The following is a 23,933-nucleotide window of genomic DNA, read 5'->3' as shown; positions in this document are numbered from 1 at the left end:
GCTGATTTTTTATCGCCATTTTCCCCTATGGCGTTTGAAGCCTATTTACAGGCTTTGGACAGTATATCAAAGTTTATGGCGGTGTCTGCCAACCGCAAGGCGCAGGCTGGTTTCTTATGTCCAGTGAGAGCACCGCCCCCTTATTTCGGGCATTTCTTAAATCTCACAAAAAACATAGGAGCATTTCAAATGCAATCTTCCATTTCTACCCAAACCCAAAACATTCAAAATCAAGCCCAAACGGTAACCATCCCCTTAGAGCTGGCAAACCGCATTATGAACGCGCTGTACTACGGCGGCGAATTTATCGCCAATACGGGCGCAATCATCGACACCATTTGCGACAACATGGCCGCCCATCCCGTCCACAACACCCCCATAAGTGCGATCAGAAGCACGGCACACCTTGCCACAGTCATTCAAGCCCTAGTCCCCCATGCGGAAAACTTGGAATCTTTCGATTTGTCATCCGAGCTTGCGGGATACATTCAAAACTGACCCCGTCCCCGCGCCCTGACGATTTAGACGGCGGCGGCTACATCTGCAACCAATGCACCCCCAAAGGCGGCAGCGGTTTTGACCTGCTGACGTTGGTGTTTGGTTACAGCTTTACGGAATCTGTAAATCAGGTTTCCGCCCTGCTTGGGCTTTCAGACGGCCTGAAAGAATGGGCTACTTACAGCGTAACCAAAGCAGATTAAGCCCACCCAATCCCTGAAATTTACCCGCCTTTATGCCGCCTATTTCAGACGGCATAGGGCAAACTTCGCCCTAGTGTTTTCATAACTGATTGATTTTATTAGATTCATGTTTTGAAACACTGGAGGCAGAGCAAAGGATAAAACCATGAAACAGACCAATAAATCCGACCGTTTCCGCCGGTATTTAAACCGCGCTTTGCTGGTGTTTTGGGTGTTACTTTTAGCTTTGGTAGTCCGAGCCTGTAACCAGCCCGCCCACGCTGACACGGAGCAACTAGAGCAGGAAACGCCCGCGATATGGGAGACCGACCCAACAGCCGGAATAGTTTTAGAACCAGTATCAGAGGGGGCAGAGCAATGAAACCAACATACCAAGACATTAAAGCCGCCGCACAATACCGCTGGCCGGAAATCCACGCCGCATTAGGCATAGACCAGCGATACCTGAAAAACAAACACCAGCCCTGCCCCGCGTGTGGAGGGAAAGACCGTTTCAGATATGACGATAAGGACGGAAACGGCACATTCATTTGCAACCATTACAACAACGGCGCGGGCGATGGTTTCGGCTTGGTAATGCACTTTTTCGGGTGTGATTTTCAGACGGCCTTAAAGCAGGTTGCAGGCGTTTTAGGCATGGACAATGCAAACCCCTTGCCGATACCGCCAACACGCCCACAAGCGCAACCACGCCCCGAAAAAGACCAAATCGAGGAACTGGCCGCATTGTGGAGAAGCACAGAACCTATCCGCCCCGATTCCCCTGTTATCCAGTATTTGAAATCACGCGGTTTGGACATGGCGCATTTACCCGAAAACGTCCGTTTCCTACCTGAAAAAGACTATTGGACAACAAGCGAAGATAAGCCGCTTTTGCTTGGTAGTTTCCCCTGTATGGTTTGCGCTATCCGCGATATGGACGAAGAGCTACAAGGCTTACACCTGACCTATTTGCAGGCGAGCTATGACAAACCATGCGGAGAGGACGGACTACACGCCCCGCGCTATCAGAAACTGGCAATCAAACACCCTGAAACGGGCGAAACATTACCGGCCAAGAAAATGAGAAGCCGTAAGAAAGGCAGTATATCGGGGCAAGCCGTCCACTTATTCCCGATTCCTGAAAATGGCCGCCTTGTCATTGCAGAGGGCATAGAAACCGCCCTTGCCGCCCGTGAATTATGCAAGGCTTACGATTGGGGCTTATGCGCGGCCTTGAGCGCAAACAGCTTGGCAAATTTTCACTTTTTGAGAGGTATAAAAGAAATTGCAATTATTGCCGATAACGACACGCCCCGCCCCGTTGGTTACAGAGCCGCTTATGACTTGGCAATGCGAGCCATTAAGCAGGGAATCAAGGCGAGCATATGGCAAAGCAAAACGCCCGGCTATGACGCACTGGACGAACTGAACGAGAAAAAGCAATCAGACAATCATTTCGGAGGACAGACAGCATGAAAAATACCGAAACAGCGAAGCAGGAAAGCACCAACGCCTACAACCTTGAGAATATCGAGCCATTCCGCCCACACCCACGCTTTGAAACCGATAATCGGGGCGTATGGTGGATAAACGTTAGAACCGACAAGGACGGCGATATTATCGAAGCAGAGCCGCTATTGCTTTCCGACCCTATCGACATCATAGGCACAGGGCAAGACAATGACGGGGCGTATTATCGGATTATCAAGTTTAAAGACAAAATCACACGCCGGCATAAGACCGCCGCCCTGCCACAAGCAGAAATTGCCGATGGGAAATGCTGGGGGCGTTTGGGGTTTTACGGCTTATCCATTGAGAGCAACCCAACAAAAAGGCGAAAACTGGCAGACTATTTGCAGAAAGAGGGAAGTCAGACAGCCTTTACCATTACCGACCGCGCCGGCTGGAACGGGGAAGCCTACATACTGGCAGGCGGGGAAGCCGTTAACGCAGACGGCACAAACATTCTATACAACGGAGACACCAGCCAAAAAGACGGTTACACAGAAAAAGGCAGCCTCAAGGAATGGCAGGAACAGGCCGCGCGATACGCAGAGAACAATAGCCGCCTATGCCTTGCTTTAGGTTTAAGCATGGCCGCGCCATTCTTGGCACTTTTGAACGAAGAGGGGGGCGGTTTCCATTTGGCGGGCGATTCCTCAAAAGGCAAAACAACCGCCGCGCGGCTTGCCTTGAGCGTATGGGGAGACCCTGAAACCACTAAAGGAAATTGGGATACTACCCCGCTTGGCTTGCAGAATTTAGCTTTAGCCCGAAATGATGGCTTGCTAGTGTTAGATGAAATCGGGCAATCAGCCGACCCGCGAAGAATCCCGCAAATGGTTTACAGCGTTATCAACGGCGTGTCAAAAACACAGGGCGCAAAAGATGGCGGAAACCGCCGGCAGAAAACATGGCGCAATCTGATACTTTCAACCGGTGAGATAAACCCAGAGAGCCTGATAGGAGACCGCGCCCAATGGAAAGCGGGTAATCATGTTAGATTGCCTGACATACAGGCAGAGGCAAGATATGGCATTTACGACACGTTACACGGCTTCGCAGATGGCGCGAAACTGTCGGAGCATATCAACCAAGCCACAGCCAAGCAGCGAGGAACAGCAGGCCGCGCCCTTATCCGCCAAATCCTCAAAGACGGAAAAGAAGCCGCCGCCCAAGCCGTAGAAGCCAGCCGCGCCCGATTCCTTGATACCTTGCCACCAATGGAAGGACAGGCGCGAAGAATTGCCCGCCGCTTCGCCCTTTTGGCCGCCGTCTTGGAATATGCCGCCCCTATTACCGGCATGAGACAAGGAGCAGGAGAAGCAGGAGTAAGGCAGTGTTTCAATGAATGGCTTGAAGAAAACGGCACAGGAAACCGCGAGGATCGCCGAATCATTGAGCAAGTGATCGCTTTTATGGACGTTAACGCACTGTCAATGCGCTTTTCAGACTGGAACGCCCAAACCACAAACCAAAATCATGCAGGTTATCGGAAACAAGAGGGAAGCATAGATGAATATTGGATAATCCCCTTTACCTTTGAAAATGAAGTCTGTAAAGGATATAGCCTGCGTAAAGTGTGTGAAGTCCTACATAATCACGAATGGTTAAAAAAAGCCGATAACGGCAGATGGCAACACCAGCGCAAACGTAACGGCAGTGCAAGCCGATTCTATGTTTTGATGGGAGAAGCCCCGCCCGACTTTGACGAATAACCAAGAGCAAGCCCGCTATTACCGACAATGGCGGGCTTTTTTACGTCCAAACATTCAGGCAAACCAACCAAGAAAGCATAAAATCAACAGGAAGCCCCTAAATCTCAAAAATTAGGACTGTTTGACCCTTTCCCTATACCTACCCTACCCAATTAATGAAACACGCTTACAGCGCAATTTTAGCCTATTTACGCCATATCTACCCAAAAGGCAGGCAGTGAATAAATAATTTCGACACCAATACGCGCGCGCGCGAAAAGCAGCCCCTTGAATTTTGCGAGTCCATAAAAAGAAAGCAAAAAACGGCGGGTAACCACTTTGCCGGCACTAGTAACCAATGACAAAGACATAACTGATTACCGCATTATCGTTGATTTATAAAGGTTTTTAGGGGCTGGTAACCAGGTAACCAGAGTAACCAGTGCATTTTATATATATATATAGCGTTTTAAATTTGAGAGAGAAGCCGCCGGCCTAATCACTCAAATAACAACACGCCCCAAAAAAAGTTATAATGACCGGCACTAGACTGCTAAATTATTTTTTGACCTTTGCAAAATGTGGTGATATTTGTGGGGATATTTAGATTGCTTTATTATTTTTATAATATAAAACAATGAATTATTCCTTTAGTTCGTGTCCCTCCGTCCGCACCACACTCAAAATGAGCAGCTTTCGGGCTGCTTTTTTTACATCTATTCCACTATATACCCTATTCAAAATCAAAACTGCTTTTAATTTTTTGACCTTTGCAAAAAAGGGGTTTATTTGGGGGTATAACAGACGTTTCCATTTTATCTTTCAGACGGCCTATCATTTATGTTGAATCCATCGCAAAAACTTGTCGAATTGGTCCGTATCCTTGAAGAACGTGCCTATATTTTTCCGGGAGATCCTGTTCAGGCGACGGAAGCGTTGCGACATATTGATGGCGGCAACGAGGAAAAACTGATACGCCGTGCCCAAATTATTGACCGCGACCAGCATTTGAAATATGTGCTGCAACAGGTGGAGACAGGCTCGTTTTGGCTTTGGATTGTTGCGGCGACATTGTTGTTTACGGTCGGTTTTTCCAGTACTTATCTTTTGATGGACAATCAGGGGCTGAACTTTTTTCTGGTATTGGCCGGGATTTTGGGCATGAATACAGTCATGCTGCTGGTGTGGTTGGCGACTTTATTCCTGCGCTTGAAAAATGTGCACTTTATCAGCAGTCCGACAACTTGGTTCCGAGGTAAAGACCCGGTCAATCAGGCAATTTTGCGGCTTTATGTGGATGAATGGCGCAAACCGCAAACGCGTTGGCTGATTGGTGCAACTTCACACGGCCTGTGGCTTTGCACGCTGTCGGGAATGTTGGTTTCTGTTTTGCTGCTGCTTTTGGTGCGTCAATATACGTTCAACTGGGAAAGTACGCTTTTAAGCAATACGGCATTGGTGAAAACGGTTGAGGCTTTGTCATGGCTACCGGAACGTTTGGGCTTTCCTGTTCCCGACAGTCAGGCCGTAATTGCAGGCCGTCTGAACAATCATATCGAAGATGCACGCGCTTGGGCGGGTTTACTCATCGGCAGTATTGTCTGCTATGGCATTCTGCCGCGCTTGATTGCTTGGCTGGCTTGCAAGATTACTTTAAAAACCCTTCGCGAACGTTTGGATTTGAATCAGCCCTACTATCAAAACATCCTCCGCACATGGCAAACGAAGATTGTTGATGCTGATGATTTTCAGGAAAACATCGTTCCCGTTTCATCTAAAATTACGCTGAATAATGCGCCTAAATGGGCTGTTACACTGGAAACGGAATGGCCCGAGCCGCTTTGGTTTTCCGGCGTTTTGGCGCAAGAATGGATAGACAAAGGCGTGGTCGCCGGCAGAAAAGATTTGGAACAATTAGAAGCAGAATTGAAACAAACTCCGGCGCAACTTCTCATCGGCGTACGCACGCAAACTGTTCCCGATCGCGGCATTTTGCGTCAAATCAGCCGTTTGGCCGAAGCTACGGACGGCGGCATTATCATTCAACTTTTGAATCAAGACAGTTTCTCTGAAGATTTGGATACCAAACTGGATTATTGGCGCGATGCGCTGGCAGAAAGAAACATTGCCTGGCTGGAGCCGACCCGTTTGGCACAAGAAAAACGGCAAAGCGCTATTTGACAGATAAACCGAAGGCCGTATGAAACCTGATGTTTGGGTTTCAGACGGCCTTATTTATTGTTGAGGATTCATCTTAATGATGTTCGTGGCGATGCTCTTGATGATGTTTAGGTTTGGCTGCATGATGTTTGGCTTTAGGTGCAGGTTTTTTCATTTTTTGCGGTTTGGCTTTTTTGTGCATATGCTCTTGTTTCGGATGCATTTCATGTTTGCCGTGTGCAGAAGCGACTGGAGCCAATACCAAACCGGCAGCTGCAATCATCAAAGAGGTCATTTGAATCAGTTTTTTCATATTTATCTTCTTTCAAGTGGTTGATTTTAGGTAAAAATAAGAATTTATTCACATTCATTAGCGATGGACAAATATTAATGGCTTTGACTGTCAGCTGCTGTCAGCATTCGGCGAAATCTGTTCAAAATTCGGCAATAGAAGTATGGCAATACAATGATGTAGCAAGGTTTTGAAAGTTTGCCGTCAATTTCGACAAAGCGTCTTTACACATTTCCCAAACGACAAAAAGCGCGAACCTTTCGATTCGCGCTTTTTTCAGACGGCATCAATTATTTTTTGTCGTCTTTTACTTCTTCAAAGTCGGCATCTACAACGTCGTCGTCTTTCTTAGCAGAAGACTCGGCTTGTGCGCCCTCGCCTGCTTGTGCTTCGGCTTGCGCTTGAGCGTAAACCATTTCGCCCAATTTTTGGCTGGCTGCGCCCAAAGCCTCGGCTTTGGCATCGATAGCGGCTTTGTCGTCGCCTTTAACTGCTTCTTCAGCTTCTTTCAACGCAGCTTCGATTTTTTCTTTCTCGGCAGCGTCGAGTTTATCGCCGTAGTCAGTCAGAGATTTTTTCACAGAGTGAATCAGGGCTTCAGCTTGGTTGCGGGAAGCGACCAATTCAGTCAGTTTTTTATCCTCTTCAGCATTGGCTTCGGCATCTTTCACCATGCGTTCGATTTCTTCTTCGCTCAAACCTGAAGAACCTTGGATGGTAATGTTGGCCGCTTTGCCGGTGCCTTTGTCTTTGGCAGAAACGTGCAAGATACCGTTGGCGTCGATGTCGAAAGTAACTTCAATTTGTGGCATACCGCGTGGTGCAGGTGCGATGTCGGTCAAGTTGAACTGACCCAAAGATTTGTTGGCAGAAGCGCGTTCGCGTTCGCCTTGCAGTACATGGATGGTTACTGCGCTTTGGTTGTCTTCGGCAGTAGAGAACACTTGAGACGCTTTAGTCGGAATAGTAGTGTTCTTTTGAATCAGCTTGGTCATCACACCGCCCATGGTTTCGATACCCAAAGACAGAGGCGTTACGTCCAACAGCAATACGTCGCTACGGCCGCCGCTCAATACTTCGCCTTGAATTGCTGCGCCTACGGCAACAGCTTCGTCAGGGTTCACGTCTTTACGAGGCTCTTTACCGAAGAAGGCTTTAACGGCTTCTTGTACTTTCGGCATACGGCTTTGACCACCGACCAAAATCACGTCGTCGATGTCGCTGGTGCTCAAGCCGGCATCTTTCAATGCGATTTTGCAAGGCTCGATAGAACGTTGGATCAAATCTTCAACCAGGCTTTCAAATTTGGCACGGGTAATTTTCATGGCCAAGTGTTTAGGGCCGGTTGCGTCCATAGTGATGTACGGCAGGTTGATTTCGGTTTGCTGGCCGCTGGACAATTCGATTTTGGCTTTTTCAGCAGCTTCTTTCAGACGTTGCAGAGCCATTACGTCTTGTTTCAAATCAATGCCTTGTTCTTTTTTGAACTCGTCAATGATGTAGTCGATCAAGCGTTGGTCGAAGTCTTCACCGCCCAAGAAAGTATCGCCGTTGGTAGCCAATACTTCAAATTGTTTGTCGCCGTCGAGGTTGGCGATTTCGATGATAGAAATATCGAAAGTACCGCCACCCAAGTCATATACGGCTACTTTGCGGTCTTTGTTGTCGCCTTTGTCCATACCGAATGCCAAAGCGGCTGCGGTTGGTTCGTTGATGATACGTTTCACTTCCAAACCTGCAATGCGGCCCGCGTCTTTAGTCGCTTGACGCTGGCTGTCGTTGAAGTAGGCAGGAACGGTAATCACGGCTTCGGTGACTTTCTCGCCCAAGTAAGCTTCAGCGGCTTCTTTCATTTTACGCAAAACTTCTGCGGAAATTTGAGGAGGAGACAGCTCTTTGCCTTGCGCTTTCACCCATGCGTCGCCATTGCTGGCTTTGATGATTTCGAAAGGCATAGATTCGATGTCGCGTTGAACTTCTTTGTCTTCAAATTTGTGGCCAATCAAACGTTTGGCGGCGTAAATAGTGTTTTTAGCGTTGGTTACCGCCTGGCGTTTTGCAGGCGCGCCGACGAGGATTTCGCCGCCGTCTAAATAAGCGATAACGGAAGGAGTGGTGCGTGCACCTTCTGCATTTTCGATCACTTTGGTTTGACCGTTTTCAGAAATGGCCAAACAAGAGTTGGTTGTACCTAAGTCAATACCGATTACTTTTGCCATATTATGTTGCTCCTAATAAATAAACTTTTCTAAATTAATAATCCTGTGGAACATTTCGTTCCGATGGCTTGTAAATAAGGTTGCTTCATTTTTTTTCAAGGCCTATTTTGAATTTTTTTTAAGATCAAATTCAAGTGCTTGATTTATTTATCCACAAGCCGTTTATTCTTTTTTCAGACGGCCCGGTTTTCATTTTCCGATTCCGGTTTATCGGAATGATTTTCCAATAGCGGAATATCGGGTTTTGAAACCGGATAAGGCCGTCTGAAGATTTTATGCTTGATAAACTTTATCAAGCGGTGCCTTCAATCTTCTTTTTTCGCCACGACAACCATCGCAGGACGCAGTACGCGGTCGGATAATGCGTAGCCTTTTTTCATCACACTGACGATGGTATTCGGCTCTTGCTCGCTGACGACTGCCTGCATCGCTTGATGTTGGTGCGGATCGAGTTTGTCACCCGGCTGTGGGTTGATTTCTTTAATGTGTGTGGCATCAAATGCTTTTTGCAGCTCGTTCAAAGTCATTTGCACGCCCATTTTCAGGGCATCGAAATTACCGCTTTGGTCGAGCAGCGCCATTTCAAGATAGTCTTTGACAGGCAGCATTTCGGCCGCAAATTTTTGTCCGGCGAATTTATGGGTATCAGCGATTTCTTGCTGATGGCGGCGGCGCAGGTTTTGCTCGTTTGCTAAACCGCGCAGCTCGCTGTCTTTGAGCTGACCTTCCAACTCGGCAATACGCGCCTGCAGATCTTCGTAAGTCGGTTCTGCTTGTTCGGTTTCAACGGTTTCGGCAGTTTCTACGGCTGCCGCTTCTTCTGCTTCGTGTTGATGTTGTTCGTTATGCTCCGTCATTTCTGTCATCCTTTTAGCGTGTTGATATTTGATGTTTCATATATAAGGCCGTCTGAAAAAACTTCAAGCATTTGAATACCGATTATCAAATGCCTTGTTAAAAGACGTTGGAAAACGGTAAGATAGCCATCTGATTTTATTCTTCAGACGGCCTCGAATATGAAAAAAGACCATTTGAATTCAACCGATTTTAATCTGTGGCACACCATCCGCGAAGAAACCGAAGCCGCGGCCGCGGCCGAACCGATGCTGGCAAGCTTCCTGCATCAAACCGTGTTGCGCCACGATTCGCTCGATTCGGTACTTGCCTACCATCTTTCCAGCAAGCTCGGCAGCCCGATTATGGACGTGCGCGCGTTGTTTGAAATCTATCAGCAGGCTTTGAGCGTGGACACCCGTATCAGCAAATGTGTCGAGGCCGACTTAAAAGCCATTTACGAGCGCGACCCGGCTTGTGATGAATATTCGCTGCCGCTGTTGTATTTCAAAGGCTTCCACGCCGTACAGGCACACCGCATCAACCACTGGCTCTATCAAAACGGCCGCAAAACGCTGGCGTATTTCCTGCAAAACCGCATGTCGGAAGTCTTCGGTGTTGACATTCACCCTGCCGCCCGTTTCGGTCACGGTTTGATGCTCGACCATGCCACCGGTTTTGTGGCTGGCGAAACCGCCGTCTTGGGCAACAACATTTCCATCCTCCACGGCGTAACGCTGGGCGGCTCGGGCAAAGAAAGCGGCGACCGCCATCCGAAAATCGGCGACGGCGTGATGATTGGTGCGAACGCTTCGATTTTGGGCAACATCCGCATCGGCAAAAATGCCAAAATCGGTGCAGGCAGTGTGGTGGTTGCCGACGTACCGTCTTCGATTACCGTTGTCGGCGTACCGGCCAAACCGGTCGGCCGCTCTTCCAAAACTCCGTCTGCCGATATGGATCAAAGCATTCAATTATCATCTACGGATTTTGTGATTTAAACCGTCTACCATTTAAAAGGCCGTCTGAAAAAACAAATCTTTCAGACGGCCTTTTAATGGTTTAAAAATTCATGGAAATGATGAAGTGGTAATCTGATTTTATAGAGAAAAATAATTCTTTGCTGGGAGAAGATAAAGAAAATGGAAGAAATTCTCGTATTGAAGGGGTTTTACGAACAGGCAAAGGCATATGTTTTGAGATACTATGTCCATAAAACTAGTTGCTCAATAAAAGTGGTATAAATAAGGTAAAAAGGCGGTTTGATTATGATAGATTATTTTTTGATTGGGATAAAATCGATGATGAAAAGCTCGGTTTTGACTTTTGCTATTTACTTTGTGTCCTTCCTTCTTTTACTGATTCTATGGCGCCGTTATATCATTGTGCGTCAAAGTGGTGGAAACTTTTTTGCCCCATTTCATATTGCTAAGGGAAGATTTTATATCCATAATGCTTATGTTTTTAGAAAGCGAATTATACCACTGAATAATATTAAAAAGATTGAGGTCCATTTTATTCCAAGTGTTAAATTGAATGGAGCTAGATATTTTTTGAGTATCCAACAAAAGAACGGAAAAGCTCTGGCCTTTTTCTTTGGCCAATCAAAAGAGAATGATAAGCTTGTCAGAAATCTAAAAAATGAAACGAAAAACTATCATATCAAAGTCATCATTCACTGACAATTCCAAATATTGGAGAGGGATAAAGATGGATAGGCTACAAATAATCAGAAATAATCAGCATTTAAAAAGATTACTTTTAGATGAGTGTGATATTTACTTTTATGATCACATTAGAGAGGTGCAGTTTTCTAACAACGATGAGGAATATTCTCTAGCTTGTCAGGCCTTTGCCCAGGACGGTAGTGGGGGAGAAATTGGCTTTATAGGGAGTGAAGGCCAAGTTGGTCGGGATGAAAACAGGCTTGAACTTCTATGTTTTGAATCTTGGCGTCAACCGCGTTTGCGCAAGGCTTCCAAATGCGTTTTAACCTGCTTGACTTTCTCTTCGGTAAACAGCTTGGCAATGTTTTTCCAAATGCTGTGATAACCGTAAGGACCATGTTGCATTTCGGCTTTTGCTTCTTCCACCGGCCAGCCTTGATAGATGATGCGGTACATTCCGGCAATCAAACCAGTGCGGTCCGCGCCGTGATAACAATGGATAAGTACCGCGCCATTTTGCTGTTGTTTTTCAATCAGGTATAGGATTTCCGCAATCTCTTTCGGCTTAATGCTCCATGACAGCAACGGACGGTTTAGCAAGGTTAAACCATACGCCTTCAAATGGTCGTCATCGTTGCGGTCGAAAAAGCGCAAGTTGATCACGCTTTGAATGCCCAGTTTGACGATGGCTTCCCCATCTTCGGCAACAGGCTGCTCGCTGCGGTAAAGCTTGTCGTCGATACGATAAAGGTTGGCATCGTGTTTGACGGGCGTTGCCCAACGTGCGGACTGAACGGCTTTGTTGCCGTTATCCGGCGGCGCGGACGAGCAAGCGATGGGCAAGCCGGAAGCGAGAAGGCACAATAAAAGACGGCGCATAAAATTCCTGTATGAAAATCAATTGGAAATCAAAATATCATGCGATTCTATCAAAACCCGTTCGGATATTCTATCCGCGCAAACCGCGTTACAATAAAGCCTCTTTTTTCAGACGGCCTTTCATCATGACCTGCCTTGCTTGGAACACCACGCCTTCCCTTGCTGCCCTTTGCCGCGCCATCGAACAACATACCGCGCCGCTTTATTTGATTGTCTGCCTGCCTGAAAACCATATTCCCAATTTTCCGCTGTCAAATCATCCCTCCGAGCTTGAAGGCCGTCTGAACAACCGTCTCGCTCAAGCCGTGAAATGCCTTCAGTTCAACAGCGTCAATGTTTTAGAAAACCTATTGCCTGATGTGCACCTTTGGCTGGTTCCGCCACACCGCGCCGACCGCTTACACGAACATTTCCATCATATCGAATGGCAAACTGAAGCCATACCCCAATCCGCCCCTATTCCTCCAAAACCTTGGTTCAGACGGCCCGAACATCAAGCCGCGCCCGAACACGTCTTGATTATCGGCGCAGGCATTGCCGGCGCAGCGACCGCGCGCAAACTGGCTGAACACGGCGTACGCGTTACAGTTTTGGAGGCAGGCAAAGCGGCGCAGGCAGGCAGCGGCAACCGCCAAGGCTTGCTCTACGCCAAAATCTCGCCACACGATACCGAACAAACCGAGCTGCTGCTGACAGGCTACGGCTACACGCGCCGATTGTTGGAAGACTTGCTGCCTGATTCCGACGTATGGGGCGGCGACGGCGTATTGCATTTGAATTTTGACGACAGCGAACGCAAACGCAATCAGGCCTTGGGTTTGCAACACCAGCATAAACACCTCTACCGCAGTGTATCTGCCGAAGAGGCTGCGCACATTGCAGGCATAGACGTATTTTCAGACGGCCTTTACTGGCCGCAAGGCGTATGGCTGAATCCGCCCGCCGTCGTGCATACCTTATTAAATCATCCGCTGATTGAGTTGCACGAACACTCGCCGCTGACCGCCGTATCGCATGACGGTACACAATGGACGGCACACACGCCAAACGCACATTTCAATGCCAGCCATATCGTTTACTGTATGGGCGCGCATAGCCCGACTGCCGCCGACACCAACGTCTCCGCCCTGCCTTTCCGCCAAATCCGCGGCCAAACCGGCGTTGTACCTGCCAGCCCGTTTTCACAAAAACTGCGTTGCGCCATTTCCGGCGAAAGCTACATCAGCCCGAGCTGTCAAGGCCGCCACTGCTACGGCGCGACATTTGTCCTCAACAGCAACGATGAAACTTGGTATCCAAACGAAGAAATCGACAACCGTGCCGCCCTTCAACAACTCAATCCGCCATTGGCACAATCCCTGTTTGAGCAAGATTCGTTTTCAGACGGCCTTCAAAACACACAAGGCCATGCTGCCCTACGTTGCGACAGCCTCGACCACTTGCCCGTTGTCGGCGCACTCGGCCACATCGTCGCCATGCAGTCCGCTTACGCCAAGCTGGCATTGGACAAAAACTACCGCCTCGACAATATCCCCTGCCCTTACCTGCCCAATGCCTACATCAATACGGCACACGGCACGCGCGGACTGGCGACAGCCCCCATCTGCGCCGCCGCCATTGCAGCCGAAATACTCGGCTTGCCGCATCCGCTATCGCAAAGGCTGAGAACCGCGCTACACCCCAACCGCGCCATCATCCGCGCGATTGTTCGGCAGCAACCGTTGTTATCCGATTAAGGATTTCGCTGTAAATAAAAAAGGCCGTCTGAAAGTCATTAAAACTTTCAGACGGCCTTTAGCTATCCGTTAACTGCTTAGAATTTCCATTCCAAAGACACGGCATAGTTGCGACCTGGGGCACGGTAGCGATCTAAGCCTTTGCCATCGCGATCAACGCCGTTGGTGGTGCTGTAGCTTTACCAACCTTCCTTTCTGTTCTAATTACCTTAGAACTTGGCTTCAAGCGTGAAGTTGTAGCTTCTACCGGGGGAGGTGAAGCGTTCTATACCGGCATGGGTTTTGTTGTCAACGCGGTTGACTGTACCGAATTCGCGGATGCTGCGCAGCGATTCCCAAGTGTAGTATTTTTTGTTGCCGATATTGTACGCACCGGCGCGCAGGGTGAAGTATTTGCCCAAGTTGACGTAGCCTGTCAGGTCGAAAAGCGTATAGGCTTTGCTGTGCTTGGCAAATGGCCATGGGTTGTTCAAATCATCACTGCTATGGACGGTGTCAGACGGTTTTTTAGCTGCAGTGTGTGTCAGGTACGCATTGATACCCCAGCGTTTGGAAGGAGCGTCGTAGCCCAGATTGTAAACGGCAGACCACGGCGAAAGTGCGTTAATCGGGGTTTCCTGTTCGTTGGTCTGTTTGGCTTTGCCTTTGATGTAGCTGACATTGACACCTGCGTGCGTACCTTGCGGCAAACCGATGCTGTCGAGGTTCCATGTGCCGTTAAATTCCAAACCTTTCACCCATGCGGAGGAACGGTTTTGGTTTTGCCAAACGGGTGAGCTGACCAATGCGGTACCGTCGGAAATCGGCGCATAATTAGGGCTGTTGGGGTTGTCTGAGGACACACCCATGTAGGTCAGCTCGATAAAGTTGCGGTAGCGGGTTTGGAAGCCAGAGAGTTTAAAGTTTCCGGCTTTGCCACTGCCGGCAAGTCCCAGCTCGAAGTTTTTGGCGGTTTCTGCCTTCAGGTTGGGGTTGGCTTTAAGGTAGAAGTCAGGATGCGGGAACAATAGCCAGGTTTCGTCCGAAGTCGGCGCGCGGAAGCCTGTACTGTATTTCGCCAGAAGATTCAAATGTGGAGTAAATTTCCAGTCTAATCCTAAGCCGTAGCTGAAACCGCTGTGTTTACGCTCGCTGCCAAGATAGGGGATTTGACCGCGGATGGCAGGGGTATAGTTGGGGTTGTCCTTGGCTTTGCTGCTGCTGTTGTCGTAACGAACCCCGGCATTGAGGCGGTATTGGCTGCTGTCGCCGAATTGGAAGGTGTTGTTCCAGTAGGCAAAACGGTTTTTGGACGAGCTTTCGACCAGCATAGTCAATTCTTGGTTGTTGGACGTTTGGTATTTCGGGTCATATAGGCGTACCCAATAGCTATGGTCGCTATTACCGTTATCGTTTTTAGAACCGCCCAATCCGTATTGCATTGCCCATACCGATTTGGAGAAGTCGATTTGTTTTTCGGCATCGGCACCGAATTGGGTATTTTTTTGACGGATGTTGCGGAACATATGGTACACGTCGCTGTTGACACCGTTACGGCCATAATCCGTCGGCAAGTCCCAGGTCCAAGTGCTCATGTCGATGGTTTGACGGTCGTAACGCAGGTTGAGGTTGTCCCATGGTCCTTTGTCAAGTTGGTTTTTGTATTCGAAACCGATGCGTTTGCGGTAGGAAATATCTTGACGAGAACGGGTGTCGCCCAGTGCGTCGCCTTTCCAGTCTGCCGCCCACATATTGGACAATTCAATCGTCGTGCGGTCGGTGCGTGAATCTTCGTAAATCCAGCCGATACGGTTTTTATCGTTGAAGTTGTAACCCAGTTTGAACAGGGTGCTTTTGTTTTCCCAGTCTTGAGGGTCAGGTTTGCTGCGCGCTACACCGCGGCTGCCGTAGTTGGTCATACCAGCATTCGGACTCCAGCTTTGTTTGTTGTCAGTGATGACGGTATCGGCAGCGTCGCTGTTGTTTTTGGTTTCTTTACCGAAACGGCGGGTGTAGACCATCAATGCGTCCAGACCCAACCAGGTTCCTGCGGCGGTTATGCTGCTGAATTTTTGGCTGTTGCGTCCGATATAGCCGCCTTTAATGCCTAAGTGGTAGGGTTTTTCTTCGGAAACATAGTCGCTTGCGGATTTGGTTTTGTAGTTGACGGCACCGCCCAATGCGCCGCTGCCGGATTTAAGCGAGTCCGCGCCTTTGTTAAGGGTTACTTCCGAAAAGTTTTCGGGTTCGGAAGTGTTGCGGTTTGCATTGAAGTTGCCGTATGCGCCGAACAACTCTTGAAACGCTTCAGACGACCTGCTTTCTGCTTGTGCCAGTCCATCCACGTTGATGGCAACGCGGTCTTTGTCGACACCGCGTATGGTAAAACCGTTGGAACCGGAACGTCCGCCTTCGACTACGCTGATGCCCGGATCGTAGCGCACCAAGTCGCTTTCATCGGAGACCATTTGTTTATCCAAAGCCTGACGGCGGATTTTTTCTTCACCGAGTTTTTGTACTTTGCGGCCGCCAATGACTTTGACTTCATTCAACTCCTGATAAGCTTGAGGAATAGGATCGGCCGCTAAGGCAGGGAAAGTTTGGCTGACAATAGCTGCCAGCAGTACAGGTTTAAAATGGAAGGACATTTTTTGCCTCTTAATATATATTGATTATCTATTATTGGAATGCTTGATGTGCGGTTACTTGCTGACAGGTGTCAAACTTGTATCCGTCGTATTGCGGTCGTCATCATTCTTCACGCCGCCGAACACGGTATCCAACGATTTATCGGCATCAAAGGTAACTTTACCGCCTATACTGACTTCTGTTTTATCGCCGTTAAATTGACCAAAGAATTTCCCTTCGACTTTGCCGTTTTTACCATCGGATTCGGCAGTGCCTGAGAAATCAACGCCGTTGATGCCTACATCTTTCATCACAACGTCCGGACCGTAATCAGCATTACCTAAAATCGTGCCGCCGAGTTTGTTGGTGTTGAAATTGGCTGTCAGCAGTGAAAGTTTGGGCGTGTTTTTTTCAGACGACCCGGAGGATTTGCCCGGATCGTAGGTTGAGGTAACGATATTGCCGTTGCGGACGCGGACAGCCCAAACTTCGTATGTAGTCTTGCCTTTTGCCACTGTACTGTCTGACGGAGTGTAATAAGACGGTTTCGCCGTTCCGACGGGTTTGCCGCCGACAAACAGGTCTGCCGTGCCGTCTGCATTTATCCATGCGCCGAATTTGAGGTGGTCCTGTTTGGTTGCCGGTGCATAGGTGAATTGTCCCGAACTACTGCAACAGACAAACAGTTTGCCACCTTCAGATAAAGGTTGTCCTTCATGGCGTGTACGAAGGGCATAAGACGGGCTGGAATATGATGGGACAATCGGATCAGAATATGAACTAATGTTGTAATAGTTACCAGAAGGGGTTTGATAGACATATTGTTTATCGGTATAGCTGTAGCCCCATGATGTTTTCACTTCGAGTTCCGCTTCACGCAGACTGCCGCCTTTACCGGAAAGGGTATTGAGGGTCTGTATCGAGCTACTTTCCTCACTCAGCTTGACATTGGTGATAGGCTGCGCCGTTGGTATGGTAACGGGGACTTTGGGTTCGGATGCGCCTCCACCTGCACATGCAGTCAAAATTGAGGTAGTTGCAATAGACGCTATAAATACATTAATTTTCATAACCAATCTCTCTAAAATACAAACTTCTTAGATACAATAATGATAAGTATTACTAATAATATGAGATATTGTGTAATAAATATTTTATTTTAGCAATACCAATATTTTTTCTATCAGTAGTTAAAGTGAGTATTTATGCAAACCTCACTCTGTTAAATATATTTACGTAATTTATAATCCTATAAAAATAAATAAGTTATATTTATTTCGTAAATTTGCCGTTATAATGATAAATCTAAATACGAATCTGTATTTTTTATGTAAAAATAAGATTACCTAAGATACTTCAGGCAGTTTTGTGGCAAACGCGAATCCCTTATTAGGAACTGTTCGCCCTGCAATATATACATATATTTGGATGACTTTAAATGCTAAAAATAAAACAAAAACTTGTCTCGGCTTCTTTGTGCTGCCTATTGCCGTCAGCAGCCTTTGCTGAATTTCCCGAAGGGAGGGTTCAGCAGAATATTTCTTCTCAGAATACTGCTGTACAAGTACAACAGAATCAATGGTTAGATATTTTATCTGAGGAGGAAAGGTCGCCTGAAAAAAATGAGAATATAGGCAGACCAACTCTGGTTAACGATGATTTTTTAGTGGCAAACCCGCATATTCTTGAGGACGCGTTAGTTCAAGCACTTAACAGCAATAGCACAGATCTAGTTTCCTCGCTTGTCGCCCTTTACCGCAAACAGCCCAACCACAATCCCAAACTGATTGCGCGTGCCGATGCTTTGCTGGCAAAGTTGAAAGGACGGACTTCCGAAGCGGTCGAACGTTACCGTACCCTTTATGAATCTGACGTTTCAGACGACCGCGTACTGTTGGATTTGGCGACGGCGGAGTTTCAGGATAATCGCTTGGGCGATGCTGCCGCACATTTCCATCAAGCCGCGCAGCGCGATATACCAGCCCCCGTTTTGGAAAATGTCAAACGTTTTCAAGAAGCCGTCAAACGGCAGACAGAATGGAAATGGTCTGGCGGAATCAGCCCCGTGCATAACGATAATGCCAACAACGCTGCTCCGCGTTATTGCATCGAAACAAAAGGGCAAACCGCATGCAGTGTTACCTTACCTGTCAGTGCCAACGGCTTGAATTACGAATTGAACACCGAAAAACTCACCCCATTGTATGGGCATCACGCCATCAAATTCCGCGCCAACCTCAGCGGCACAAGCTATTTTTTCGACCGCCAATCGGCTTACGACGATGCGTTCGGCAGGGCTTATTTGGGCTGGCAGCGCAAGGATGGCAAACAAACCGTCAGCATTTTACCGTTTTATCAGGCACAGTTGGCAGGCAGCAGCGAGTTTGACAGCAAAAAAGAAAATAAACGCCGCGCCGCGCCGTATATGCTGGCACACGGGGTTGGCGTACAGCTTTCGCATATGGTCAATCTCAGTAACGCGACACAACTTTATTACTCGTTGGAACGCTACCGCCAAAACTATCGGGAAACTGATCGTGCGCTGCGTAACGACGGTTGGCACGACAGTACCTATCTCTCCCTGGCGCGCCGTTTTGGCAGAACGACTCTGTTCGGTGGTTGGCAATACAACCGCTTTGTTCCTGAAAACAAAAGCATACACAATACCGTCAACAATGCGGCCTACCACCGCAACGGTTTCAATATAGGTTGGATACAGCAATGGCAGGTTTTAGGTGAGCTTAACAGCAGACTTACCGCTTCATTTGCCAACCGCCACTATAAAGGCATTATGGCATTCGGTACGGAGCCGCAACACAACCGGGAGCGCTCCCTCTCTATCAACCTTAGTCACAACAAATTATCTTATAAAGGCATTACCCCTACTTTGAATTATAGTTATAGTCACATCCGTAGCAATGCACCATATGCAATGCGTAATATTCATCAATGGTCATTAGGTGGTGAATGGAATTTTTAAAGGAGAATCAAATCTGAGTAGGTGTAAGACAGCAACCCGTTCAAACAAAACTTTGTTGTGTAATTAAAGGCCCCTGCAAACATCTACGCCGAGACCTTGTCTGTTTGATTTAATTATTTTTTAGAGTCTGTGCGGCGTCATACCTTCAGGCGCTTCCGCACCTTCCGGCAGACCGAAGGTTTCGCGCAGAATCACTTTATAGAATTCAAAAGCTTCGCGCGCGCCTTGAATGGCTTCCGCTTCAGCTTCCGGAGTCAAGTTCAAAGCATTCAGATGCTCGACAAAAGCGCGCCAGTGTTTGCCGCGGCCGTTCGGATGAGGAGCCAGGTGGCGTGCGCCGAATTCGCCGGTGTATTCGAGTTTTTGAGCGTGTTTGAACAAGAATGCCGCGCCCAAATTAGAACCTTCGGCGCAATACAGCCAGCCGATGGCTTTATTACCGGTTTCGTGTGGCAATTCTTTGTCAAATTTGTAAGGCTCTTCGCCCAAGTCTTTCAAGTCTTGAGTCACGGCATCGTAACGCGCCATGTATTCAAGCTCTGGAATGGCTTTGTTCAATTCGGCATCTTTATAGATGTGGTCGACGGCCTTATGGAAAACAGATTGAAGTTTCAAGAATTTGATGTAGTTTTCTTTGCTGGAAAAAGGCTGAACGGACATAACCAAGTTATCAACGCTGTCGTGCGTTGTCGTGGTTTGCTCTTTCAAGCGTTTGGCAAAAGTCAGCTCTTGGGTTTCACTCATGATGTTTCCTTTGAATTAAGAGACTAATGGTTTCAGACGGCCTTTATGGTTAAAAATACCGTCTAATTTGAAAAGAATTGTTTTAAAAACAAAGAAGATAATTTTTAGCCTGCTTCAGGTTCGTTGACCGCGCACCTTCCACAAATTTACAAGGCTCATCGTGTTTTTAAGGAATAAGAATATATATTATTTTTATCCTAATGGCAATAAACCAAACTAAGACCTATTAATAAAATTTAACGGCTCATAGCAATAACCTTCTAAACCTTTTCAAACTTTTCAGACTGCCCAAACCTTATTAAGCAGCCGCCATTCAATCAAATATCGACCTAAATTTGAGCTATCCTTCTGTTTTCCTTTATAATGCGACACTCTTTGCACCTTCTTTATCCCCTGCCGAACCATGAAACGGATTCCTGCCTACCATCGCTGGTGGCGCTACAAGTCTTATCTTCCTGATGCGACGCTGCCTGCACATACGGTGGAATGCCCGGATTGCGGCTGCCGTATGGATATTCCGCGCCTGCGTCAGGGACAGGAAGCGCATTGTCCGGTGTGCAACCATGAAATCGTGGAAGTGGAAAACAATCCGTATATCGCGCCGATTGCCTATGCGCTGACAACCTTGATTCTGATGGCGTTCGCGTACAATATGGTGTATATCCGCGTGGATTTGTTCGGCGTGACATCGATTTTGTCGTTGCCGCAAATGATGCGGCTTTTGATTTCGCTGGATTACGGTTTTCTGGCGGAAGTGATGTTTATCCTTACCTTTGGTGCGCCTTTACTGTTTTTACTGCTCTGCCTTTATGTTTATACGGCTTTGATACGCGAAAAGGCCTACCCTGCGCTGCGCTTTGCGACGCGTGTATTGGTTCGGCTGCGTCATTGGATTATGGTGGATGTGTTTTTCATTTCCACTTTGGTGGCATATATCAAGCTCTCGTCCGTTGCTACAGTGGAATTCGGCTCGGCGTTTTATCTGATGTTTCCATTGTCGGTCATGCTGATTCGGACTTCGGTATCGATTCCGCAGCATTGGGTTTATTATAAGATTCACCGTTTAACCGGCGGCCATGCGGTTCAGTCTGCTACTGAAGACAAAATCTGTTGCAGCCGCTGCCTGTATTTCCGCGATAAAAACGAGCAACCTTGCGGCGTATGCGGCGCAGACTTATACCGCCGCCGCCCGAAAAGCCTGAGCATTTCGCTGGCGTTTTTAGTTGCGGCGTTTATCCTGTATTTCCCTGCCAACATCCTGCCGATTATGATTTCGTCCAACCCGACGACTTTGGAGATCAATACGATTTTCAACGGCATTGTTTATATGTGGAACGAAGGCGACCGGTTGATTGCCGTGATTATCTTTAGTGCCAGTATTATGCTGCCGGTTTTGAAGATTATTGCGATGGCGATTTTGATTTCTTCCGCATACTTCAAACCCGTGATGAGTGCGGACAAGATGTCAGTTTTGTATCGGATTACCGAATCCATCGGCCGCTGGTCGATGATTGATATTTTTGTGATTATTATTTTGATGAGTTCGTTCCACACCAATATGGCGCGCGTCGTGCCAGGTGGTGCGGCGATTTACTTCTGCCTGGTCGTTATTTTGACCATGCTTTCGGCCTATTATTTCGATCCCCGTCTGATTTGGGACAAACAACAGCAGCTTTCAGACGGCCTTGATTCTGACCAGACCTTAACACAATGAAAAAACACGATTCTTCACCCAATTATCACGCCCCGGCGCGTGTCAAGAAAACCAATGTCTTCACATCTATCGTGTGGCTAATTCCGCTGATTGCGCTGATTGCCGGCGGCTGGCTTTTGGTTAAAGACATCCGCAACCGCGGCCCTGTCGTTACACTGTTGATGGACAGCGCGGAAGGCATCGAAGTCAACAACACCGTTATTAAAGTGTTGAATGTCGATGTCGGACGCGTTACCCGCATCAAATTGCGCGACGATCAAAAAGGTGTGGAAGTCACGGCCCAACTCAACGCCGATGCCAAAGACCTTATCCGCAGCGATACCCAATTTTGGGTGGTCAAACCGCGTATCGACCAAAGCGGCGTTACCGGCTTGGGAACCTTGCTTTCCGGCTCATATATTGCATTTACACCGGGTAAAAGCCAAGAAACCAAAGATGTATTTGTCGTCCAAGATATTCCGCCGATTGCCGCCATCGGTCAAAGCGGCCTGCGCCTGAATTTGATCGGCAAAAACGACCGCATCCTCAACGTCAGCAGCCCTGTTTTGTATGAAAACTTTATGGTCGGCCAAGTAGAAAGCGCGCATTTCGACCCGTCTGACCAAAGCGTGCATTACACCATTTTCATCCAGAGCCCTAACGACAAACTGATTAATTCCGCCAGCCGTTTCTGGCTGGAAAGCGGCATTAATATCGAAACCACAGGCAGCGGTGTCAAACTCAATTCCGCCCCTCTGCCTGCCCTGCTGTCCGGCGCAATTTCCTTTGACTCGCCTAAAACAAGCGACAGCAAAAACGTCAAAAGCGAAGACAGCTTCACGCTTTACGACAGCCGCAGCGAAGTCGCCAACCTGCCTGACGACCGCTCGCTGTACTACACCGCGTTTTTCAAACAATCCGTACGCGGCTTGTCTGCCGGTTCGCCTGTCGAATACAAAGGCCTGAATGTCGGCGTGGTTTCCGATGTTCCTTATTTCGACCGCAACGACAGCCTGCACTTGTTTGAAAACGGTTGGATTCCCGTACGCATCCGCATCGAGCCTTCCCGTTTGGAAATCAATGCCGACGAGCAAAGCAAAGAGCATTGGAAACAACAATTTCAGACGGCCTTAAATAAAGGCCTGACCGCCACCATCTCCAGCAACAACCTGCTGACCGGCAGTAAAATGATTGAGTTGAACGATCAGTCTTCTGCCTCGCCTAAGCTGCGACCGCATACCGTTTATGCAGGCGATACCGTTATCGCAACCCAAGGCGGCGGTTTGGACGATTTGCAGGCAAAAGTGGCCGACTTATTAGACAAGTTCAACAACCTGCCATTGGATAAAACCGTTGCCGGCTTGAACGGTTCGCTTGCCGAGCTCAAGTCCACACTCAAATCTGCCAATGCCGCCCTAAGCTCCATCGACAAACTGGTCGGCAAACCGCAGACACAAAACATTCCGAACGAGTTGAACCAAACTCTGAAAGAGTTGCGTCAAACCCTGCAAGGCGTATCGCCTCAATCGCCTATCTACGGCGACGTACAAAATACGCTGCAAAGTTTGGACAAAACCTTAAAAGACGTCCAACCCGTGATTAATACTTTGAAAGAAAAACCCAACGCTCTGATTTTTAACAGCAGCAGCAAAGACCCTATCCCGAAAGGAAGCCGATAATGCGCCTCTTCCCGATTGCCGCCGCCCTGACGCTTGCCGCCTGCGGCACTGCACAAAGCACACAATATTTCGTCCTGCCCGACAGCCAGTACATCCGTCCGGCTGCGCATGGCAACGAAATTGCGGTCAAAGTCAACCTTGCCGAACCACTTGCCAACGGCGGCCTCGTTTACCAAACTGATGCCTATCATGTGAATCTGGCGAAAAACCACCTTTGGGCGGCACCGCTCGATGGCGCACTGGCAGCCAATCTCAGTAACAAGCTCAACCGCCTCAATCCGCATCGCACCTTCGTGCCTGCTTCACGCAGCCAAAGCAGCCAAACCTTGAAAGTCTATATCGAAGCCTTCCAAGGCAGCTATCAGGGGCAGACTACCATCAGCGGTTATGCACAATGGCCGGATGGACGCAGTAAACCGTTTAACGCCGTCACACCGCAACAAGGCGACGGCTATACCGCCATGCTTGAATCGTTGGAAAACGGTTTGTCACAGGTTGCCGATACGATTGCCTATTAAACCAAAAGGCCGTCTGAAAAACTTTCAGACGGCCTTTTTCATGTT

19 protein-coding genes are annotated in these 23,933 nt (G+C 48.1%); 12 read left to right on the top strand and 7 right to left on the bottom strand.

Annotated elements, in window-relative coordinates:
- Nucleotides 1-189: 189 nt before the first annotated feature.
- From O3682_RS07240 to O3682_RS07220, 5 genes are all read left to right on the top strand, one after another.
- The gene (locus O3682_RS07240; RefSeq protein WP_371509309.1) at nucleotides 190-498 is read left to right on the top strand and encodes a hypothetical protein; all 309 of its coding nucleotides are present in this window, start codon (nucleotides 190-192) and stop codon (nucleotides 496-498) included.
- A gap of 348 nt (nucleotides 499-846) precedes the next feature.
- Nucleotides 847-1,062, top strand: coding sequence for a PTS sugar transporter subunit IID (locus O3682_RS07235; RefSeq protein ID WP_371509308.1), 216 nt, complete (start codon nucleotides 847-849; stop codon nucleotides 1,060-1,062).
- Nucleotides 1,059-2,159 carry a DUF7146 domain-containing protein gene (locus O3682_RS07230; protein ID WP_371509307.1) on the top strand — a complete coding sequence of 367 codons (1,101 nt, stop codon included), beginning with the start codon at nucleotides 1,059-1,061 and terminating at the stop codon, nucleotides 2,157-2,159. Before O3682_RS07235 ends, O3682_RS07230 begins: the two co-directional genes overlap by 4 nt.
- A complete protein-coding gene (locus O3682_RS07225; protein ID WP_371509305.1) occupies nucleotides 2,156-3,901 on the top strand; it encodes a DUF927 domain-containing protein in 1,746 nt (581 codons plus the stop codon). The genes O3682_RS07230 and O3682_RS07225 overlap by 4 nt, the downstream gene beginning before the upstream one ends.
- Before the next feature lie 819 nt (nucleotides 3,902-4,720).
- Nucleotides 4,721-6,061, top strand: coding sequence for a DUF2868 domain-containing protein (locus O3682_RS07220; protein ID WP_371509304.1), 1,341 nt, complete (start codon nucleotides 4,721-4,723; stop codon nucleotides 6,059-6,061).
- 73 nt (nucleotides 6,062-6,134) lie between these two features.
- On the opposite strand, the gene O3682_RS07215 is transcribed toward O3682_RS07220, so the two are convergent.
- The 3 genes from O3682_RS07215 to grpE form a co-directional block, all read right to left on the bottom strand.
- A complete protein-coding gene (locus O3682_RS07215) occupies nucleotides 6,135-6,353 on the bottom strand; it encodes a hypothetical protein (RefSeq protein ID WP_371509303.1) in 219 nt (72 codons plus the stop codon).
- A gap of 269 nt (nucleotides 6,354-6,622) precedes the next feature.
- Nucleotides 6,623-8,551 carry a molecular chaperone DnaK gene (gene dnaK / locus O3682_RS07210; RefSeq protein WP_254324618.1) on the bottom strand — a complete coding sequence of 643 codons (1,929 nt, stop codon included), beginning with the start codon at nucleotides 8,549-8,551 and terminating at the stop codon, nucleotides 6,623-6,625.
- 305 nt (nucleotides 8,552-8,856) lie between these two features.
- Entirely contained in the window at nucleotides 8,857-9,408 is a 552-nt protein-coding gene (gene grpE, locus O3682_RS07205) for a nucleotide exchange factor GrpE (RefSeq protein WP_371509301.1), read from the bottom strand.
- Nucleotides 9,409-9,567: 159 nt separating this feature from the next.
- Here grpE and cysE point away from each other — a divergent pair, with 159 nt between their 5' ends.
- Together cysE and O3682_RS07195 are read left to right on the top strand one after the other, a co-directional pair.
- Nucleotides 9,568-10,386 carry a serine O-acetyltransferase gene (gene cysE / locus O3682_RS07200; RefSeq protein WP_049331061.1) on the top strand — a complete coding sequence of 273 codons (819 nt, stop codon included), beginning with the start codon at nucleotides 9,568-9,570 and terminating at the stop codon, nucleotides 10,384-10,386.
- Between the two features lie 267 nt (nucleotides 10,387-10,653).
- A complete protein-coding gene (locus tag O3682_RS07195) occupies nucleotides 10,654-11,067 on the top strand; it encodes a hypothetical protein (RefSeq protein WP_049331062.1) in 414 nt (137 codons plus the stop codon).
- Between the two features lie 273 nt (nucleotides 11,068-11,340).
- Here O3682_RS07195 and O3682_RS07190 read toward each other — a convergent pair whose 3' ends face one another.
- A complete protein-coding gene (locus tag O3682_RS07190; RefSeq protein ID WP_188208615.1) occupies nucleotides 11,341-11,931 on the bottom strand; it encodes a tyrosine-protein phosphatase in 591 nt (196 codons plus the stop codon).
- Between the two features lie 125 nt (nucleotides 11,932-12,056).
- Here O3682_RS07190 and mnmC1 point away from each other — a divergent pair, with 125 nt between their 5' ends.
- Nucleotides 12,057-13,667, top strand: a complete 1,611-nt coding sequence (gene mnmC1 / locus O3682_RS07185) for an FAD-dependent 5-carboxymethylaminomethyl-2-thiouridine(34) oxidoreductase MnmC1 (protein WP_371509298.1) — start codon at nucleotides 12,057-12,059, stop codon at nucleotides 13,665-13,667.
- Nucleotides 13,668-13,876: 209 nt separating this feature from the next.
- Here mnmC1 and O3682_RS07180 read toward each other — a convergent pair whose 3' ends face one another.
- Both O3682_RS07180 and O3682_RS07175 read right to left on the bottom strand, forming a co-directional pair.
- Nucleotides 13,877-16,114 (bottom strand): TonB-dependent hemoglobin/transferrin/lactoferrin family receptor, encoded by a 2,238-nt coding sequence (locus O3682_RS07180; protein ID WP_371509372.1) that lies wholly within the window; start codon nucleotides 16,112-16,114, stop codon nucleotides 13,877-13,879.
- Between the two features lie 234 nt (nucleotides 16,115-16,348).
- Complete coding sequence (locus tag O3682_RS07175; protein ID WP_371509296.1) at nucleotides 16,349-17,344, bottom strand: Slam-dependent surface lipoprotein; 996 nt, start codon at nucleotides 17,342-17,344, stop codon at nucleotides 16,349-16,351.
- Between the two features lie 596 nt (nucleotides 17,345-17,940).
- Here O3682_RS07175 and O3682_RS07170 point away from each other — a divergent pair.
- Nucleotides 17,941-19,254, top strand: a complete 1,314-nt coding sequence (locus tag O3682_RS07170) for a surface lipoprotein assembly modifier (RefSeq protein ID WP_371509294.1) — start codon at nucleotides 17,941-17,943, stop codon at nucleotides 19,252-19,254.
- Between the two features lie 120 nt (nucleotides 19,255-19,374).
- Here O3682_RS07170 and O3682_RS07165 read toward each other — a convergent pair whose 3' ends face one another.
- Nucleotides 19,375-19,998, bottom strand: coding sequence for a biliverdin-producing heme oxygenase (locus O3682_RS07165; protein WP_049329094.1), 624 nt, complete (start codon nucleotides 19,996-19,998; stop codon nucleotides 19,375-19,377).
- A 403-nt stretch (nucleotides 19,999-20,401) separates the two neighbouring features.
- Here O3682_RS07165 and O3682_RS07160 point away from each other — a divergent pair, with 403 nt between their 5' ends.
- From O3682_RS07160 to O3682_RS07150, 3 genes are read left to right on the top strand one after another with little or no spacing between them, the layout of a single operon-like run.
- Nucleotides 20,402-21,712 (top strand): PqiA/YebS family transporter subunit, encoded by a 1,311-nt coding sequence (locus O3682_RS07160; protein WP_371509292.1) that lies wholly within the window; start codon nucleotides 20,402-20,404, stop codon nucleotides 21,710-21,712.
- A complete protein-coding gene (gene pqiB / locus O3682_RS07155; protein ID WP_371509290.1) occupies nucleotides 21,709-23,370 on the top strand; it encodes an intermembrane transport protein PqiB in 1,662 nt (553 codons plus the stop codon). Before O3682_RS07160 ends, pqiB begins: the two co-directional genes overlap by 4 nt.
- Entirely contained in the window at nucleotides 23,370-23,888 is a 519-nt protein-coding gene (locus O3682_RS07150; protein WP_070646708.1) for a PqiC family protein, read from the top strand. Before pqiB ends, O3682_RS07150 begins: the two co-directional genes overlap by 1 nt.
- Nucleotides 23,889-23,933 lie beyond the last annotated feature (45 nt).

Origin of the sequence: Neisseria sp. 27098_8_112, assembly GCF_041433235.1 — a bacterium.
Taxonomy (GTDB): Bacteria; Pseudomonadota; Gammaproteobacteria; order Burkholderiales; family Neisseriaceae; genus Neisseria.
The sequence above is the reverse complement of the archived record's forward strand: the minus strand, read 5'-3'. Positions and strand labels throughout refer to the sequence as shown.

Bases quoted from the DNA above. Each gene is read 5' to 3' on its own strand.
- cysE (WP_049331061.1), top strand. From the start codon at position 9,568: ATGAAAAAAGACCATTTGAATTCAACCGATTTTAATCTGTGGCACACC.
- dnaK (WP_254324618.1), bottom strand. From the start codon at position 8,551: ATGGCAAAAGTAATCGGTATTGACTTAGGTACAACCAACTCTTGTTTG.
- O3682_RS07240 (WP_371509309.1), top strand. From the start codon at position 190: ATGCAATCTTCCATTTCTACCCAAACCCAAAACATTCAAAATCAAGCC.
- O3682_RS07195 (WP_049331062.1), top strand. From the start codon at position 10,654: ATGATAGATTATTTTTTGATTGGGATAAAATCGATGATGAAAAGCTCG.
- O3682_RS07225 (WP_371509305.1), top strand. From the start codon at position 2,156: ATGAAAAATACCGAAACAGCGAAGCAGGAAAGCACCAACGCCTACAAC.
- O3682_RS07160 (WP_371509292.1), top strand. From the start codon at position 20,402: ATGAAACGGATTCCTGCCTACCATCGCTGGTGGCGCTACAAGTCTTAT.
- O3682_RS07190 (WP_188208615.1), bottom strand. From the start codon at position 11,931: ATGCGCCGTCTTTTATTGTGCCTTCTCGCTTCCGGCTTGCCCATCGCT.
- O3682_RS07175 (WP_371509296.1), bottom strand. From the start codon at position 17,344: ATGAAAATTAATGTATTTATAGCGTCTATTGCAACTACCTCAATTTTG.
- grpE (WP_371509301.1), bottom strand. From the start codon at position 9,408: ATGACGGAGCATAACGAACAACATCAACACGAAGCAGAAGAAGCGGCA.
- O3682_RS07220 (WP_371509304.1), top strand. From the start codon at position 4,721: ATGTTGAATCCATCGCAAAAACTTGTCGAATTGGTCCGTATCCTTGAA.
- O3682_RS07165 (WP_049329094.1), bottom strand. From the start codon at position 19,998: ATGAGTGAAACCCAAGAGCTGACTTTTGCCAAACGCTTGAAAGAGCAA.
- pqiB (WP_371509290.1), top strand. From the start codon at position 21,709: ATGAAAAAACACGATTCTTCACCCAATTATCACGCCCCGGCGCGTGTC.
- O3682_RS07230 (WP_371509307.1), top strand. From the start codon at position 1,059: ATGAAACCAACATACCAAGACATTAAAGCCGCCGCACAATACCGCTGG.
- O3682_RS07235 (WP_371509308.1), top strand. From the start codon at position 847: ATGAAACAGACCAATAAATCCGACCGTTTCCGCCGGTATTTAAACCGC.
- O3682_RS07215 (WP_371509303.1), bottom strand. From the start codon at position 6,353: ATGAAAAAACTGATTCAAATGACCTCTTTGATGATTGCAGCTGCCGGT.
- O3682_RS07180 (WP_371509372.1), bottom strand. From the start codon at position 16,114: ATGGTCTCCGATGAAAGCGACTTGGTGCGCTACGATCCGGGCATCAGC.
- O3682_RS07150 (WP_070646708.1), top strand. From the start codon at position 23,370: ATGCGCCTCTTCCCGATTGCCGCCGCCCTGACGCTTGCCGCCTGCGGC.
- mnmC1 (WP_371509298.1), top strand. From the start codon at position 12,057: ATGACCTGCCTTGCTTGGAACACCACGCCTTCCCTTGCTGCCCTTTGC.